General features: G+C 67.4%; 16 protein-coding genes. 9 read left to right on the forward strand and 7 right to left on the reverse strand.

Features of this window, described 5'->3' with window-relative positions:
• Window positions 1–35: 35 nt before the first annotated feature.
• From QMK34_RS11170 to QMK34_RS11190, 5 genes are read right to left on the reverse strand one after another with little or no spacing between them, the layout of a single operon-like run.
• A complete protein-coding gene (locus QMK34_RS11170) occupies window positions 36–1,493 on the reverse strand; it encodes a hypothetical protein (protein ID WP_326413667.1) in 1,458 nt (485 codons plus the stop codon).
• Window positions 1,494–1,495: 2 nt separating this feature from the next.
• Window positions 1,496–2,602 carry an ABC transporter ATP-binding protein gene (locus tag QMK34_RS11175; protein ID WP_326413668.1) on the reverse strand — a complete coding sequence of 369 codons (1,107 nt, stop codon included), beginning with the start codon at window positions 2,600–2,602 and terminating at the stop codon, window positions 1,496–1,498.
• Window positions 2,602–3,405 (reverse strand): ABC transporter permease, encoded by an 804-nt coding sequence (locus QMK34_RS11180; RefSeq protein ID WP_326413669.1) that lies wholly within the window; start codon window positions 3,403–3,405, stop codon window positions 2,602–2,604. The genes QMK34_RS11175 and QMK34_RS11180 overlap by 1 nt, the downstream gene beginning before the upstream one ends.
• Entirely contained in the window at window positions 3,402–4,313 is a 912-nt protein-coding gene (locus QMK34_RS11185; RefSeq protein ID WP_326413670.1) for an ABC transporter permease subunit, read from the reverse strand. The genes QMK34_RS11180 and QMK34_RS11185 overlap by 4 nt, the downstream gene beginning before the upstream one ends.
• Entirely contained in the window at window positions 4,310–5,542 is a 1,233-nt protein-coding gene (locus QMK34_RS11190; RefSeq protein WP_326413671.1) for an ABC transporter substrate-binding protein, read from the reverse strand. The genes QMK34_RS11185 and QMK34_RS11190 overlap by 4 nt, the downstream gene beginning before the upstream one ends.
• A gap of 147 nt (window positions 5,543–5,689) precedes the next feature.
• Here QMK34_RS11190 and QMK34_RS11195 point away from each other — a divergent pair, with 147 nt between their 5' ends.
• The 3 genes from QMK34_RS11195 (at window position 5,690) to QMK34_RS11205 (ending at window position 7,437) form a co-directional block, all read left to right on the forward strand.
• Window positions 5,690–6,400, forward strand: a complete 711-nt coding sequence (locus tag QMK34_RS11195) for a TVP38/TMEM64 family protein (protein WP_326413672.1) — start codon at window positions 5,690–5,692, stop codon at window positions 6,398–6,400.
• The gene (locus tag QMK34_RS11200) at window positions 6,400–7,014 is read left to right on the forward strand and encodes a CDP-alcohol phosphatidyltransferase family protein (RefSeq protein ID WP_326413673.1); all 615 of its coding nucleotides are present in this window, start codon (window positions 6,400–6,402) and stop codon (window positions 7,012–7,014) included. Before QMK34_RS11195 ends, QMK34_RS11200 begins: the two co-directional genes overlap by 1 nt.
• A gap of 213 nt (window positions 7,015–7,227) precedes the next feature.
• Complete coding sequence (locus QMK34_RS11205; RefSeq protein WP_326413674.1) at window positions 7,228–7,437, forward strand: hypothetical protein; 210 nt, start codon at window positions 7,228–7,230, stop codon at window positions 7,435–7,437.
• A 26-nt stretch (window positions 7,438–7,463) separates the two neighbouring features.
• On the opposite strand, the gene QMK34_RS11210 is transcribed toward QMK34_RS11205, so the two are convergent.
• Both QMK34_RS11210 and QMK34_RS11215 read right to left on the reverse strand, forming a co-directional pair.
• On the reverse strand, window positions 7,464–7,745 hold the full coding sequence (locus tag QMK34_RS11210; protein ID WP_326413675.1) for a zf-HC2 domain-containing protein: 282 nt from the start codon (window positions 7,743–7,745) through the stop codon (window positions 7,464–7,466).
• The gene (locus QMK34_RS11215; RefSeq protein ID WP_326413677.1) at window positions 7,742–8,293 is read right to left on the reverse strand and encodes a sigma-70 family RNA polymerase sigma factor; all 552 of its coding nucleotides are present in this window, start codon (window positions 8,291–8,293) and stop codon (window positions 7,742–7,744) included. Before QMK34_RS11215 ends, QMK34_RS11210 begins: the two co-directional genes overlap by 4 nt.
• 83 nt (window positions 8,294–8,376) lie before the next feature.
• Between QMK34_RS11215 and QMK34_RS47785 the strand changes: the two genes are divergently transcribed.
• The 6 genes from QMK34_RS47785 to QMK34_RS11240 all read left to right on the forward strand — a co-directional run bounded on the left by QMK34_RS47785 (window position 8,377) and on the right by QMK34_RS11240 (window position 15,289).
• A complete protein-coding gene (locus QMK34_RS47785; protein WP_442785131.1) occupies window positions 8,377–8,625 on the forward strand; it encodes a zf-HC2 domain-containing protein in 249 nt (82 codons plus the stop codon).
• Between the two features lie 133 nt (window positions 8,626–8,758).
• Window positions 8,759–9,562, forward strand: coding sequence for a class I SAM-dependent methyltransferase (locus tag QMK34_RS11220; RefSeq protein ID WP_326413678.1), 804 nt, complete (start codon window positions 8,759–8,761; stop codon window positions 9,560–9,562).
• An 84-nt stretch (window positions 9,563–9,646) separates the two neighbouring features.
• Complete coding sequence (locus QMK34_RS11225; protein ID WP_326413679.1) at window positions 9,647–11,092, forward strand: dihydrolipoyl dehydrogenase family protein; 1,446 nt, start codon at window positions 9,647–9,649, stop codon at window positions 11,090–11,092.
• A gap of 925 nt (window positions 11,093–12,017) precedes the next feature.
• Window positions 12,018–12,320, forward strand: coding sequence for a hypothetical protein (locus QMK34_RS11230; RefSeq protein WP_326413680.1), 303 nt, complete (start codon window positions 12,018–12,020; stop codon window positions 12,318–12,320).
• Between the two features lie 475 nt (window positions 12,321–12,795).
• Window positions 12,796–13,569, forward strand: coding sequence for a maleylpyruvate isomerase family mycothiol-dependent enzyme (locus QMK34_RS11235; protein WP_326413681.1), 774 nt, complete (start codon window positions 12,796–12,798; stop codon window positions 13,567–13,569).
• Between the two features lie 811 nt (window positions 13,570–14,380).
• Window positions 14,381–15,289 carry a hypothetical protein gene (locus QMK34_RS11240; RefSeq protein ID WP_326413682.1) on the forward strand — a complete coding sequence of 303 codons (909 nt, stop codon included), beginning with the start codon at window positions 14,381–14,383 and terminating at the stop codon, window positions 15,287–15,289.
• Window positions 15,290–15,350: the final 61 nt, after the last annotated feature.

Raw genomic sequence — 15,350 nt, forward strand, 5'->3', positions numbered from 1 at the left:
CGCCAACCCTGCCAACGTTCACGGACACAGCACTACTAGCCGCGCGCGTTTCCAGGCGTGCGTACCTCCACGATCGGGAGCAGGTTGCGCAGGGCCGCGTTCTCACCCGGATCGAGCACGGAGTGCTGCACGCACGCTGGGACCAGTTGTCCTGTCTCGGGATGTGCCATGGAGTAGGAGCAGGCCTGTAGCCGTTCCTGGGCAGCTCGGATCGCGGGATCGCTGCTGATGCGGCCTTGCTGCATGAGCTGCCACGCCGGGCGGACCTGTTCGGCGTCGATGAAACTGTGCATCACGAAGGTCATGGGCCTGATCCGGTGACGGAGCATGGCTGTGAGCCCACCTGCCCGGCGCAGCAGCGTGCTGACCCAGCGCGTGGCGACCACGGCTATACCGGGATGCCGCAGTAGCACGCGCAGCAGCCGCAGCACCACCATCGGCACCGGGGCGCCGGTGAACTGCATTCCCCCGAGGTGGCGGTAGAAGGCGTCGCGGGCGGCTAGATCGGCGGGTGACTCGTCGTCGATGAGCGGCACCCAGCGTGGGCCGAGCAAGAAGCCGAACGCGGTGCGGTTGCAACGTTCGTCGCCGAACTGCACAGCGCGCCACGGCAACCGGCAGCCCACACCGGCCTCCAGTTCTCGCCATACCTCGTCCGCGCCGAGGTCGCGGAAGTCCTCGTTCCAGCGGCGGTCGTCGCCGATGAAGGCGGCGGGTTGGAAGGAGAACATGGAGAATCCCATGTCCTTGCAGTCTCTGATGACGTCCGCGACCTGGCAGATGTTGGCGGGGGTGACCGTCATGTTGTGGGCGAGGTAGTTGCGGATGCCGTGTTCACGGCGCAGGCGGACGAAGTGATCACAGAACTGCTGACGATAGGGGTTGAGCTCCGCCTCGGTGCGCGGGCGCGGAATACCGCGTCGGCCGCGCATCAGGGAATCGAAGTGCGCCGCGAACGACAGACGGCGCAACCGGGGCTGCCCGTCCTCGCCGATCGCCAGTGCCCGCAGGTACTCGTAGTCGACATCGCCGTGGGTCATGCTCATCGGTTCGCGGCCGTAGCGGCGCATGATCAGCAAGGATTCGGCGTGGTCCTCGGGTGAGAGCAGGGTGACTTCGCCGCCGATGAGCTGGGCGTGCGCGCGAGGTCCGCGAACCTGCCGCAGGTAGGCCATCTGCTGCTCAATCTGCGCGGCGGTGTGTGCGCCGTCGACGCGGACCTTGTTGGCGTCGCGCGAGTGATAGCACGGACTGCAGGTCAGGTTGCACTTCGGGAAGACCCCGTGCGTACCCTCGCAGCCGATCGCGTGCCGGCCGAGAGTCTGCGCCGGGGTACGAACGGATTCGGGCAGTTCCACCCAGCGCCGGGACAGCGCGTCGGCCGCCTCGGGATTCACCGCGCGGGTGGCGATCTCCCATCCCCTCAACGTTTCCATCAATCGCCGGGCCAGTGTGGTGAGTCGCCGGATGTGACGACGTGCTGTGGTGGCCACGATCAGCTCCTTCGTCCGGATGAGTGCTCGATCAGTGCCGGCTCCAGGTGGCTGGTGTCGGACGGGGCGCCGTGTTCAGCGGGGACGGTCCATAGTGCGTGCGGGCCCAACCGGTAGGTCATGGCCGCACCGACCCCTGGCAGCTCTGCTCCCGGTCGCACGGTGGTCGTCAATTCCCTTCCGTCTGCGGCGCGCAGCCGCACCCGAATGGCGCTGCCGAGGTCATGCACAGCGGTCACGGTCGCGGTGCGATCGCCGTGGGGATCGTGCTGGACAGCGGTGTCCCGCACGACGAGCAGCACGTCACCGCGTGGCGCGCCGGGTGGCACCGGGACCGCGCCCAGCGAGCCGGTGAACACCCCGTCGTCGTTGCGGCCGGGCACCAGCAGTGCAGGGCCCATAAACCTCGCCACCGTCGCTGACACAGGACGTAAGTGCAGGTCAGCCGCCGTTCCGGCCTGCGCGATGCGCCCGTCGAGCAGCAGCGCGGTGCGATCGGCGATCTCGGCCGCTTCCAGCTGGTCGTGCGTGACGAACACCGTGGTGATGCGCAGGTCGCGCTGGATCCGGCGGATGAGGTCACGCATCCGGGTCCGGATGGCGGGATCGAGCGCTGAGAGCGGCTCGTCGAGCAGCAGCATCCTCGGCGCGGGTGCCAGGGCCCTGGCCAAGGCGACCCGCTGGGCTTGCCCGCCCGACAGTTCGGCGGGGCGGCGCGCACCGGCATCGGCGAGGTCGACCAGCTCCAGCAGTTCCGCCGCGCGGCGCCGCGCTGCACTCGTCCCGATACCACGCCGCCGAAGTCCGAAGGCGACGTTGTCGGCGACGTTCAGGTGCGGAAACAGCAGCGGCTGCTGGAACACGACACCAGCGTCGCGGCGCTCAGCCGCCACACCGGTGATGTCGATCCCGTCAAGCAGCACGGTGCCCTCCGCGGACCGCAGCCCGGCGAGAATCGACAGCAACGTCGATTTGCCGCACCCGGACGGACCGAGCAACGCGGTGGCGGTGCCGGCCGGAAGGTCCAGGTCGAGGCCCGACAAAGTAGGTGCGACCGCGCCCGGGTAGCGCTGATGAATACCTCTCAGCTCGAGGTGTACCGCGGTCATCAGACGGGCCTGGCTCGGCGGGAGAGGGCACCGGCGACGACGAGCAGTGCGACCGGCGGGATCAGTCCGGCGAGGGCCAGTGCCGAGGTTGCGGCGGTGGTGCCGGTGCCGGCCGCGGAGGCGAACAGCAGCATCGGCCAGGTGGTGACGCTGCCACCACCGATGATCACGGTCATGAGGTACTCGCTCCAGGAAATGAGGAAGGCGAAGCCGAACGCGGCCGCCACGGCGGGGCGGATCGCGGGCAGGGTGGTGTGTCGGATGGCGCTGATCGGGCCGGCGCCGAGCGTGCGTGCCTGAGCCTCCAGCCGGGGATCCAGTCCCGCGTGGGCGGCACGTAGCAACAGCGTCGTGTACGGCACCGCAGGAATGAGGTGCGCGAGCACCACCCCCACCGGCTGGTCGGCCAGTCCCGCGCGGATGAACACCACCTGAACCCCCATCGCCGAGGCGAACGGAGGTATCAGCAGCGGTGCGATGACGAGCAGCTCGATCAGCACGCGGCCGCGAACCCGGTACCACGCCAACGCTCGCCCGGCGGCCAGACCCGCCGCTGTCGCGAACGCGGCGACGACCATCGCGATCACCGCTGAGGTCAGCAACGCCCGCACAGTCTCCGGCGTTGCGGCGAGGTCGGACCACACCGTCGTTGTCCATGCCTGTGGCAGCAGGTCCGGGTAACGCCAGGTCCGGGTAAACGACCAGATGAGCAGAGGAAGCAAGGGAGCTCCCACCCAGACCGCGACGACCGTCAGCGCGAGCCGCCGAACACCGGCGTGTCTGGCGCTCACGGCTGTGGTCACCACGAGGTCCTCGTCGCCAGAATCCGGGCGGCGACCCCGTAGCCGACGGTGGCGAGTGCACCGACGACGCTGATGAGCACGGCGACGGCGAGTCCGGCCGGGCGGGCGTCGAGCTCGACGGCGGAGAACCCGCGATACGCCAGAACCGGCAAGGCCTCGGGGTAGCTGCGCCCGAGCAGCGCCGGGACCTCGTAGGCGCCGAACGTGAACGCGAACACCAGCATGCCCGCGGCGAGCAGCGCCGGGGCGAGCAAAGGCAGCGTCACATGACGTAGCCGCGCGCCCGGCCCCGCGGCCAGGGTGCGGGCCATCGTTTCGTACTCCCGGATCCGCGGGCCGAGTGCGCTCAGCGCCACGACGGCGACGAACGGGGTCTCTTTCCACGCGTAGGTGAGGATGATCCCGAGGGCGTGCGGGTCTTGCACCAGGGCGGGGAAGTCGGCGGGGGTGCCGGCGAGGCCGGCCACGTTCGCCAGGCGGGACAACAGTCCGGAGTCCGCGAGCGCCAGGCTGAACGCGATGGCGCCGACCAGGTGGGGAACCGGCAGAGCCGCCTGCAGCAGTGCGAGGCCACGGCTGACCGCGGCGCTGCTGCGGAGCGTCAGCGCCGCTGCCGTCCCGAGGGCGAGAGCGAGCAGTGTGCTCGCCGCGGCGATCCACAGGCTGGTGAGCACACTGCTCACAAATTCTGGATCTCGCAGGACCGTGGTGTAACTGGAGAGGCTGAGCGTGCCGTCGCCCGTCACAGGGGCTGCTCCCAGGCTTTGCGCCACAGCCAGCGCCAGGCCCCCGCCGAACAAGCCGAGGACGACGACCAGCGCCGGTGTCAACAACGCGACGGCGACCCGTGCGCGGCCAGTGCCGCGCACGTTGCTGGTGTGTCCGGCGATGGGGGCGGGCACGGTCACCGCGGCAGCACTTCCTGGCGCCATCCGTCATCCAGCGGCGTCGTCCAGTTGGCCTGCAGCTCCGGCAGGGAATGTCGGGACAGCTCCGCGAACGGCGGCACGTGCGCTGAGCGTGGCAGGTCGGCGAACTTCTGCTGCCAGGACGCGTCGGTACGGGTGAGGTCGATGGCCGGGTAGACACCCCACGGGGTGGGTTGCGCTTTGGCCAGTTGCTGCTCGGGGGACAGTTCCAGGTTCGCCACCGCGATCGCGGCCGCCTTGTTCGCGGCGTTGGCGGGGATGGCGAGGTAGGCGGTGTTGCCGATCGAGCCGTCGTCGAGGGTGTAGGCCTTCGTCGTGGCCGGGTACGTGCCGTTGGCAACGAGTGCGTCGATCTCTGCCGGACCGTAGGTCATGGTGAAATCCACCTCGCCGTTGCCATAGAGCGTGTTGAGCTGAGCCGACGAGGTCGGGTAAGTGGTGCCCGAGCGCCACAGGCTCGGTGCGATGCCGCGCAGCGCCGACCACAGTGCGGGGCTGAGTCGCTGGTAGGCGTCGTGGTCGTAGCCGGTGGGGATCGTGGTGTAGCCACCGGAGGTCGCGTAGAACACCTGGCGGGTGAACACCGAGCCGGTGAAGTCGGGTGGGGCGGGGTAGGTGAAGCGGCCGGGGTGGGCGCGGATCCAGTCGAGCAGCGCGGGCACCGTGCGCGGCGGCTGGGAGACTCTCGCGGAGTCGTAGACGAACGCGAACTGGGCGCGTGACCAGGGCGCCTCGCACTTGTTGACCGGGGTGCCGAAGTCGTTGGCTATCTCGGGATCGGCCCAGTTGACGTAGCGGCCGTTGGGCAGCAGGTCGGTCCATCCGCAGTCCCACAACGCGGCCTGCTTGCCGGTTCGGAAGTTCTCACCGTTGACCCACACCAGGTCCACCCCGCCGCCGCTGGTTTTACCGGCCTGTTTGTCGCCGAGGAGTTTCTGCATCGCGGTGGTGGTGGCGTCGACCGGAACCCGGTGGACGGTGATTCCCAGGCCGCGGGCCTTCACCGCGAGTACCTCGTCGATATAGCGGTTGGCGCCCTGGTCTCCACCATAGGCGTAGAGGTTGACGGTCTGTCCCTTCGCCTGGTCGAGCACCTGCTCAAAGGTGGTGAACTGAGCGGTGGCCGTCGGCGACGTGCCGGGAGCGGAACACGCGGCGGCCAGGACCGCCAGTCCCGCGATCGCGGCTGCTGTCCGTCGTCCCCGCATGGCATCAGCTCTCTCGTCGGTGGATCATCGGCGCTGAGGTGGTTCTTCTCGGAAAGGGAACACGGTGAGGGGCTCCGGGACTTCCCGCAGGGAGTTCAGTCGTGAATGACCACTGGACGCCCGATCGATACTCAGGAGCGAGGTTCCATGCCACAGGCCAGGTCCGATCACCGGGGCGACAGCTCCGCGATGATCTCCATACTGCGGTCACCGTGGCCCCGGCTGGTCCTGTTCGCGCTGGTGCTGGGGTTGTGCGGGTGGTTCGCCCTCACCAGGGGAAGCAACACCCTCGCGCTGGCGCAGGACTGGACGGCAGACCTCGGCGCGGGCGGGATCGTCGTGTTCGTGCTGCTCTACGCAGTGGCGACGATGCTGCTACTGCCCGCGACGGTGCTGTCGGCGGCGGCAGGCGTGCTGTACGGACCCCTGGTGGGTATCGCCGTGGTGTGGGTGGGTGCGGTGCTCGGCGCCTGCGGGTCGTTCGGACTCGGGCGGGTGCTGTCCCGCTCGGCCGTCGAGCAACTGGCTGGACGCCGCATCGACCGGCTCAACGGGTTCCTCACCGAGCGTGGGACCGTCGCGATGCTGCTGGTCCGGCTCGTCCCGCTGTTCCCGTTCGCGCTGGTCAACTACGGATCCGCCGTCACCGCCATCACCTTCCGGCGCTACCTGATCGGCACCGGAATCGGCATCCTGCCGGGCACCGCCGCGTATGTGACGCTCGGCGGCAGCCTCAACGATCCCACCTCACCGGCGTTCATCCTCTCCGCCGCAGCGCTGCTGGTGCTCGCCCTCGGCGGAGCCGCCGTGGCGAAAAGAATGTCCCGGCGCCACCCGACGTCGCAAGGACGTGACTGATGCTGGACGCGCGCATCCGACCGCTGCTGGGTCCCTCCCTCGATCGGGCCGCGACGTGGCTCGACGTGCGCTGGGTGACGCCGAATCGGCTGACTCTGGCAGGTCTGGTCGTCGGCCTCGGGTCCGCGACGGCGGCCGGTGCTCGGTGGTGGGCAGTGGCCTTGACGCTGTGGCTGCTCTCGAGGCTTCTCGACGGGCTTGACGGGCCGCTGGCGCGCCGCCGCGGCGGCGGTGACCCCTTCGGTGGGTTCGCCGACATCGTGGCCGACTTCCTGGTCTACGGCGCGTTCATCGTCGGGATGGCGATCGGCACCGGCGCGTGGATCCCGTTCCTGGTGGTCCTGCTGGCCTACTACGTCAACGGCGCCGCGTTCCTCGCGTTCTCCTCGATCGCCGAGCGTGAGAGCAGGCAGATCGACGACGGGCGGTCACTGTCGTTTCTCGGGGGCCTCACCGAAGGCACCGAAACCGTGTTGGCCTGCTCACTGTTCTGCCTGCTGCCGCAGTACGCCGCGCCGATGGCCTGGGTCTGGGCCGCCGCGGTGACGGTCACGGCCCTGCAGCGGGTGGTGCTGGCCCGGCGAACGCTCACCGGAGGGGCGGTGCAGCCGTGACGGTGAGTCGTCGGTCCGGTCCACCGGCGGTCGTGATCATGGCCAAGGCGCCGAGAGACGGTCTGGTGAAGACGCGGCTGCAGCCGTTGCTCGGCCGGTCCGGGAGCACCCGGCTTCAACCGAGCCATGCTCACACAGAGCGTCGCCGTGGCACGGGAGCCCGCCCCCGGCATGGATGTTCGTGGCCGTGCATCCCGCCGAGGCGCGGCGCCGATGAACCTCTCCGTCGCGCTGCTCGGGGCCGGAGGCGATGATCGTCTTGCGCAACCTCGCCTCGGAGTGGAGGCGCTGCGCAGCCCAGAGCCCGGGTTCTTCGGGCTGGGCGGTAAGTCCTATGGCCGGTTGACCACGTTCCTGCTCCGAGTCGGCTACGAGCAGGTCGGCGAGGTGGTCGACGCCTACACCTCTGCTGCAGCGACGTGACTACCCATCGATCCGATCCAGGAACGTCACGCGCGGGGGTTGTCCGGCGCGGACAACAATGCGGTGCCGAAGTCCCGCAACCGTTCGACAGCGTCGGCGGCCGGCTGTTCACGCCGCCCGAGGGCGGCCTTGATCTCCCGGTACGTCTCGGCTTTCAAGCCACACCGTCGGCAGTCTTCCAGGTGTAAGGCGGCCCTGGCCGCGATGTGGTCATCGACGGCACCGTCCAGGTAGGACTGGAGGGTGCGGGCGACCTGCATGCAATTGAGCGGGCGCAGTGCGTGCCCAGATCTGCGGAACCACGTCATGATTCACCTCGTGTGGGTACGAGCCGTTCAGCCACCAGATGCCGCCTGATCTTGCCTCTGGCCCGGTGCAGACGGCTCATCACGGTGCCGACAGGGATATCGAGCATGGCCGCGGCTTCGGCGTAGGCCAGCCCGCCGATGTCCACCAGCGCGACAACCCGCCGGTACTTCTCAGGCAGCGTCGCGAACGCCCGCTCGACGGCCACATCGAACGCGGACTCCAGCACGATCTGCTCCGGGCTGCTCACGGCTGGTGCGAATCGGCCGTCGATGCGCTCAGGCGAGGTGTCGGGATCGTCGAGCAACTGGGGTCGCTGACGCCGGTGGCGGTTGTGTTCGGCGTTGCGCAGAATGGTCAGCAGCCACGCTCGGGGGTGGCGGCCGTCGAACCCGTGGATCGCCCGGTAGGCACGCAGCAACGTGTCCTGTACCAGGTCCTCGGCGTCCGCAGGTTGGCTGGTCAGAGACCGGGCCACGCGGTAGAGCACCTCGACCTCCGGGACGACGTAGGCCGCGAACGCCTCACGGCGTGTGTCGAGCTCGGCCACCCGGTCCTCCATCCTGATGAAACCCCGGTCACCTGTGCAGGCATTCCCGGAATCCGTGCGCCCGGTCACCGGGTTTCCACCCCATGGAGTGGCGAGCACATCGCGGTACGTATAGATCAGTTGAAGCCTACGTCGACGGCGAACTCGGGGCAGATGCGAGCCGGGTGGTGGCAGATCACCTGGCGGAGTGCGTGGGGTGCCGCAGTGGCGCCACGCTGCTCGTGGCGGTGAAGAAGGTTCTGCGGGGGACGCGGCAACCGCCGCACTTGAGCGCCGACACTGGGGCGGTGAACCTCTACACGAACTGCGTCAAATCACTACGCTGTCACTGAACTCGATCTCCCACCGGCACCGGACCTCACCTGAGCAGCTCCGTGAGCCACGCAGTAGCCAAAGTCCACGCGGCCGCCGCGATGAACCCGTGTCGGCCACACACGCAGGACCTCGACGAAGGACGACACTGCGATGCCGGATCGAGAGCTCCCGCTCACCGAGGCGAACCGCGGCACTGGCGGGCCATGGCAGCGGTATCTCGCCGCATTCCACGACAGTCGTCCCGCAATCACCGAACGTCTGCTCAGCAGGTGCGATCGCTCGCCATATAGCTGGCTGGTGGAGCCGATTGAGCAGGTCGACGGGCTCGTCCTCGACCTGGCGTGCGGGTCAGCGCCCACCCGGGCGCTGCTTCCCGTATCCGCTGAGTGGCTCGGCGTCGACACCTCGGCGGGAGAACTCGGCTATGCGGCCGCGGCGGGCAGAGGGCCTGTCGTCCGGGCCGCCGCCGGCGCGCTGCCGCTGGCCGACGACCAGGTCGCCGGCGTTATCGCGGCGATGTGCCTGCCAGTGGTCTCGCCTCTCGACGCCGTCCTCGACGAAGTCGTGCGGGTCACTGAGCCTGGCGGTGTGCTCACCGCGCTCGTACCGGCCCGGCTCGGGTTCGACATCGCCGGGGCTTACCGGTGGCTGCGCATCATGACCGCGCTCGGCGTCCGGGCGCAGCCATGGCCGAACCCGCAGGCCCGCGACCACCTACCCACGCTACTGCGACGTCGAGGCTTCCAGATCAGGTCAAGTCAGCGACGGACGTTCGTCCTGACCCTGCGAGGCGACGCCGACGCACAACTCCTGGTCGAGAGCCTCTACTTGCCGCACGTCACTGCGAGGCGCCTGGACGACGCCACGCGGCTGCTGGCCCGCCAGTTCCGCAACGGGGTCACGGTGTCCCTTCCGCTTCGCCGAGTCGTCGCCGAAACACCAGCGTCAGGGTGACGCTCGCACCGAGGGAATGGAACTTCTGCGCCGGCGGGTTGCCCCGGCGTACCGTCAGACGACGAGCCGAAGGAGAGCGCGACTGTGGCCGATCGTGTCGATCTGGTGATCATCGGCGGTGGAACCGCGGGCATCATCGCGGCCAAGACAGCCGCGGGACTGGGCGCGGACGTCGTGCTCGTCGAGCGTCATCGAACCGGCGGCGACTGCTTGTGGACCGGATGCGTCCCCAGCAAGGCGCTGATCGCCGCGGCGAAGAAAGTACGCGCGACGCGTACAGCGAACCGGTTCGTCACCACCATGGTGGCACCCGACGTCGACTTCACCGCCGTCATGGCCTACGTCCACCAGGCCATCGAACGGATCGAACCGGTGGACTCCCCACAGGCTCTCCGCGACGCGGGCGCGGACGTGATCCTCGGAGACGCCGTGTTCACCGGGCCGGACGAGGTGCAGGTCGGTACGCAACGCCTCCGGTTCCGCCATGCTCTCATCGCCACCGGCTCGTCACCCGCGCTGCCGCCGGTCCCGGGCCTGCCCGACATCGAGCCGCTGACCAGCGACACGGTGTGGGAGCTCACCCGCTTGCCACGCCGGCTTGTGGTGCTGGGCGGCGGCCCGATCGGCTGCGAACTCGCCCAAGCATTCGCGCGATTGGGAAGCGAAGTCACCATCATCGAGACACTCGACAGGCTCATCCCTCGCGAGGAGCCGGCCGCGTCGGCGGTTTTGACAGCCCGGCTGAGGGAAGAGGGCGTGCGGGTACTGACCGGCACGACCGTGATCAAGGCCAGCGGAGCGCCCCCGGAGGTCGAACTGGAAACCACGGGTACGGACGGCACAGTGACGCTCACCGCAGACCAGATGCTGGTGGCGACCGGTCGGCGGCCCCGCACCGACGACCTGGGACTCACCGCCGCGGGAGTGGACCTGGACGCCCACGGCTACGTGAACGTGGACACCGCGTTGCGCACCAGCAACCCGGCGATCTACGCCGGCGGCGATGTCACCGGAGGACCCGCGTTCACCCACGTCGCAGGCATTCACGGCAGCATCGCAGCCAGCAACGCGGTCCTCGGACCATTTCGCCGGACAAAGCACGACACCATGCCCTGGGTGACCTTCACCGACCCCGAGATCGCTCACGTCGGCCTGACCGAAGCCCAAGCTCGACAACGCCACGGCGACACCGTCCGGGTCCGGGTCCACCATCACAGCCATGTCGACCGGGCAATCACCGACGAGGACACCGACGGTTTCACCCACGTCGTCCTCGATGGGAAAGGCCGAATCCTCGGTGGCACGATCGTCGCACCTCGTGCCGGAGAGATGCTCGCCGAACTGTCCGCGGTCCTCGCCAAGGGCGGCCGGTTGCGAGACATCGGACCGGTTGTCCACGCCTACCCGACCTGGGCCGACAGCGTGTGGAACGCCGCCCTCGACGAACTCAGTGCCACGCTTGCCACCCCAGCGATCCGGCGCGCAACAGAGGTTCTGAGGCGAGCGCGCAAAACGATCGCACGCCGTTAGTCACTCATCAGGAATGTCGTTACGTGCAGCCGAGATCGAGGATGCCGGCACAGACAATTCACGCCGGGTGGGCTGGCTACTGGAGTGCGTCATCAGCGCGAGGCATGAACAGGGCCGGTGCGCGCTGAGTGGTCCGCCCTGATCATCGACACGAGCATCCGTGAACGCGCCGCGCCGATTCGGAGCTGCTTTCGGCAGTGTCTCCGCAGAGATCGGTCGCTGGTAGACTGCCCAGTGGCGAGCACAACGAGCCAGCGGTGGCCGGCCGCAGTGTGCCCGCCTTGAGCCCGTCAATTCCCGGGGCTGCTCTCGCAGCAGGGCTGCCATCATCGGCCCCGGAAGCCGCCGCTCCAGAAACACGTCTTCCAGATACCGCCAGCTTCGATCAGCCGCAGGCGCTGGAGCACCCGCTATCACGGTGCCGTGGACGAGCTGCCACCCGCCATCCGTCCGGATCAGGGCAGCTCGAACGTCGACGCGTTGGTGTCCCTCGGCCAGGGCAGCGAGCTCAGCCAGATCCGTTGAACCGCTGTCCACCGCGACCTCGTTACTCGCTCGACGTGAACGTTGGCGCCGGACCCTGCCACCCGCTCGCCGAGCACAACGGGGGTACATGCGACCACTGACAAACTCCGGTGCTTGGACGGCCCGTCGGCTATCTGCGCTGTCGGCACCTTACGACCGGAGTTGATCGTCAGCGAGCGGCCTGCCGGTGAGGCCGCGATACCTTCGGTCGAATCCGTCACGGCGGCGTCAAAGCCTGTCGATCGTGAGTCTTGACGATGACGCGACCGATCAACTTGACTAGGTGGTCGGACAGACGAATCACCTCCTTAAAACACACACGATCGGGTGGGCTTTAAATTTGCATGCCGCGGTTGTGCCCTAGTCGGTGTCGTGGTTGGTTACCTTCGCACCTTGATGGGTGGCGATCGGCTCCGAACGCGTAGCCGACCCAGAAACCTGGCCGCTCTTCCAGAAAGTGGTGGGTGTGGGCACCAAACGAGACTGGAAGCGGCACGTGCGGCGCTCCGATTCACGACGGCTCTGTGTCAGTGACGAACGTCGTGACCCGCCCGATGTCGAGAAGCTCGCCAAGGTTCTCATCGGTCTCGCGCGAGAGCAGGAGCCCAACCAGACAGGAAGCCACCACGCGGGGTGGCCACAAGTCGACACCTTCGGTGAGTTAGAACCCTCAAAATACCACTCTGGCCTGGCGTTCTGTTGAGCGCCAGGCCAGAGACGTAAAACTACGTAGTGTCAAAACCGCAGGTCAACAGCGGTTAGAACCCTTAGGTGGAGCTAAGGGGACTCGAACCCCTGACCCCCTCACTGCCAGTGACGTCCGGCGGTAACCCTGACCTGCGGCTATCGAGAATCCGCAGATCGACTGACGCTGTTGGGGGCACTTGAGTGCCGTTCGGCGCAGTTGGGTGTGGTTCGGAGCAGGGCTGTGCTCCAGTTTTGCTCCAGGAAAATTAGCGTGAAACGGGCTGCGTCGTTTCGCGGAGCGCGCGTTTGGTGGTGGTGGTGGGCGAAGGGGTGCCGGGTGGCCGAGTTCGGACTGCACTCGGCAATTGTCCGTGCCGCTGCCGGTCCGAGTCGTCTCGATCGAGGACGGCCACGTCTGGCCGTTCTTGTTGATCTGTGCGGCATGATGATCATGTGGAACACGCGCGTCCGCTCGGGGGTTGAGCTTTGGCATGAGTCAACTTGTGGACCGCACGATCCTCGCCCTCCGCTCTGAGGACGCCGTGCTGGCCAGTCTCGTTCGTACCCTGACCGACGACCAGTTGGCCGCTGCCAGCGGTGCCGCGGAGTGGACCGTCGCCCAGGCCCTTTCCCATCTTGGCAGCGGCGCGGAGATCGGCCGTACACCGATCGCCCTGGCGGCTGGGCAGACCGTGGTGGCCGAAGACAACCAGACGATCTGGGCCCGTTGGGACGCGTCCGCTCCGCGAGCGCAGGCGGAGGGCTTCCTGGAGCACAACGGCCGCTGGCTTGACACGGTCGAGGCGCTCACGCCCGAGCAGCGCTCGTCGCTGATTGTCGACCTCGGCTTTCTTCCGGAGCCGGTCTCGCTGCTGACCGCCTTGGGTATGCGGCTCAACGAGGTGGCCAACCACTCGTGGGACGTGCGCGTGGCCTTCGACCCGAACGCGGGGGTGGACGCCGGCTCGGCCGCGGTGCTCGTCGATCTCTTGGCCGGGCCCGTGGGCTTCATGCTGAGCTTCCTCGCGAAGCCTGCCGAGCTCGCGAACGCGGTGTCCGTCGCGATCCCGGGCGCCGGTCTGGTGATCGACGACGCGGTGACCGTGGTGGACCATCTCGAGTCGCCTTCCGCGACGTTCAACGGGTCGGCGGAGGCGTTCGTGCGGCTGGTCAGCGGCCGTCTCAAGGCACCGTACGACAACGGTGTCACCGTTGACGGCAGCATCACTCTCGACGACCTGCGCCGGGTGTTCCCCGGCTTCTGACGGAATCAGCTGACGTGAACACCGCTGGACGTCCCGTGGTCGCGTCCACCGCCCAGCCAGCAGCATTCGGGACTACATTCTTGGTCCGGGGAGCTGTTGCGCACGTTCTTGTCCTCACGACTGGGCTGGTCAGCGGGCTTGGCATGCCCAAGGTGCTTGATCATCTCCGCCTCCAGAAGGGGTTCTCTGCGATGTGGGCGTTGTCGAGGCACTTTCAAGGCCGCCTCTACCGGCACTTCGGCTCCTGGAGATGACCGCAACATGGTCCGATCAGCCGCCAGCCGCGACCACGACACTGGCTACAACGCCTCGGACGGCTCGTCACCTGCCCCCGGCCGAGATCGACGGGCTCGCCAAGGCATACCGCGCGGGCTCCAGTGTCCGACAACTCGCCGCCAAGTTCGGCATACACCGGGCGACCGTTGGTAGGCACCTTGAAACCCGGGGCGTAGACACCCGCCAACTTCGACTCTCCCCAGGCGCGATCAAGGATGCTTGCAAGCTCTACCGGGCAGGCGCAACGCTTGAAGACCTCGCTGCGCAGTACCACGTCGGGGACACGACAGTACGGCGCTGTCTACTCGACAGCGGTGTCACGCTGCGACCGCGCGGTCGACAACGCCCAGCCGATCCGCCCTACTGATACTGAACAACTCTTGTGATTGGCGCGTGGTGAGACCTATCTGCTCGGCGGGGCACAAGCCATGGGCTGGAGAGAAGCGCAGGTTCCTCTCGACCACATTGAACAAGCTGCTTGTTCAATGTGGTCGAGCTACCTGAGACGACCGTCACCGCAGGAGGTTCACTGCCCATGCCGAGCGAAACGGATATTGCCCCGGACACCCTCACTTCCTGGGTAAACTTGCTCGATGGGTTCCTCGAGGCAGTCACCCGCAGGACTGACGGCGGGTGGTCGCCCGTGTTCGCGTCACAAGCTGAACGTGAAGTCCGGGAGACGGCGAAGCTGCTGCGCGTCGATGGCAGCGGCGATTCGTGGGGGCGCGACCCAGCATGCACCGTGTACGCCGCTACCGAGATGCTGGCCCACACCATCATCGATCACGTTCGCTCTCTGCGGAGTCTGATGGTGACTGGCGTGCCAGCATCTACGTCCGTCGATGCCCTTGCACGTGGGGCGCTTGAAGCGGCTTCCACGATCTGGTGGCTCACCGATCGAGCCATAACCGCGCGTACTCGGGTTGCTCGCCTCTACGTGGTACGCCGAGAAAGTGCGATGGAGTTTGAACGTGTCGCCGCCGCCATGCAAGTTCCGCCAAGCGGCGGCTACGGGCAATCCATTGTTGACCTCGACAGCCACTATCGAGATACCCTCGGGCTCGCAGAAATGAAGACCAAGAAGAAAGATGATTGGGCGGGCAGCGAAGGCCAGCGACCGCTGGGCTACACAAAGAAAGTCAACAACTATCTCAGGGCCATGGGGCACCCCAGTACAACGGGCGTCTACAACTTCTTGTCGGCGTCTGCGCACGCTCAGCTGTGGCGGTTACAGTACGGCTACGCAGATATGGTTGGCCCGGACGGGAGTACACGGCTGTATCAGTATTTCCCGCAGAGTTTCCTGCGCGTCGGTATTGGCATCGCCGCCGAGAGTCTGGCTCATTCGATACGCTTGTCTTTCGAGATTCTTGGACGCCACACATCCATTCGCGATATTTGGCAATACGCAATGCCGATAAACCGCGCATTTGCCATTCCGTAGCTCGCTCGAAGTGGGCGGCCTGGCCGCCGCAGCATTCGATGCTTCGTCGCTCACCTGAATT

Source organism: Amycolatopsis sp. H20-H5, from assembly GCF_035828755.1.
GTDB lineage: Bacteria > Actinomycetota > Actinomycetes > Mycobacteriales > Pseudonocardiaceae > Amycolatopsis.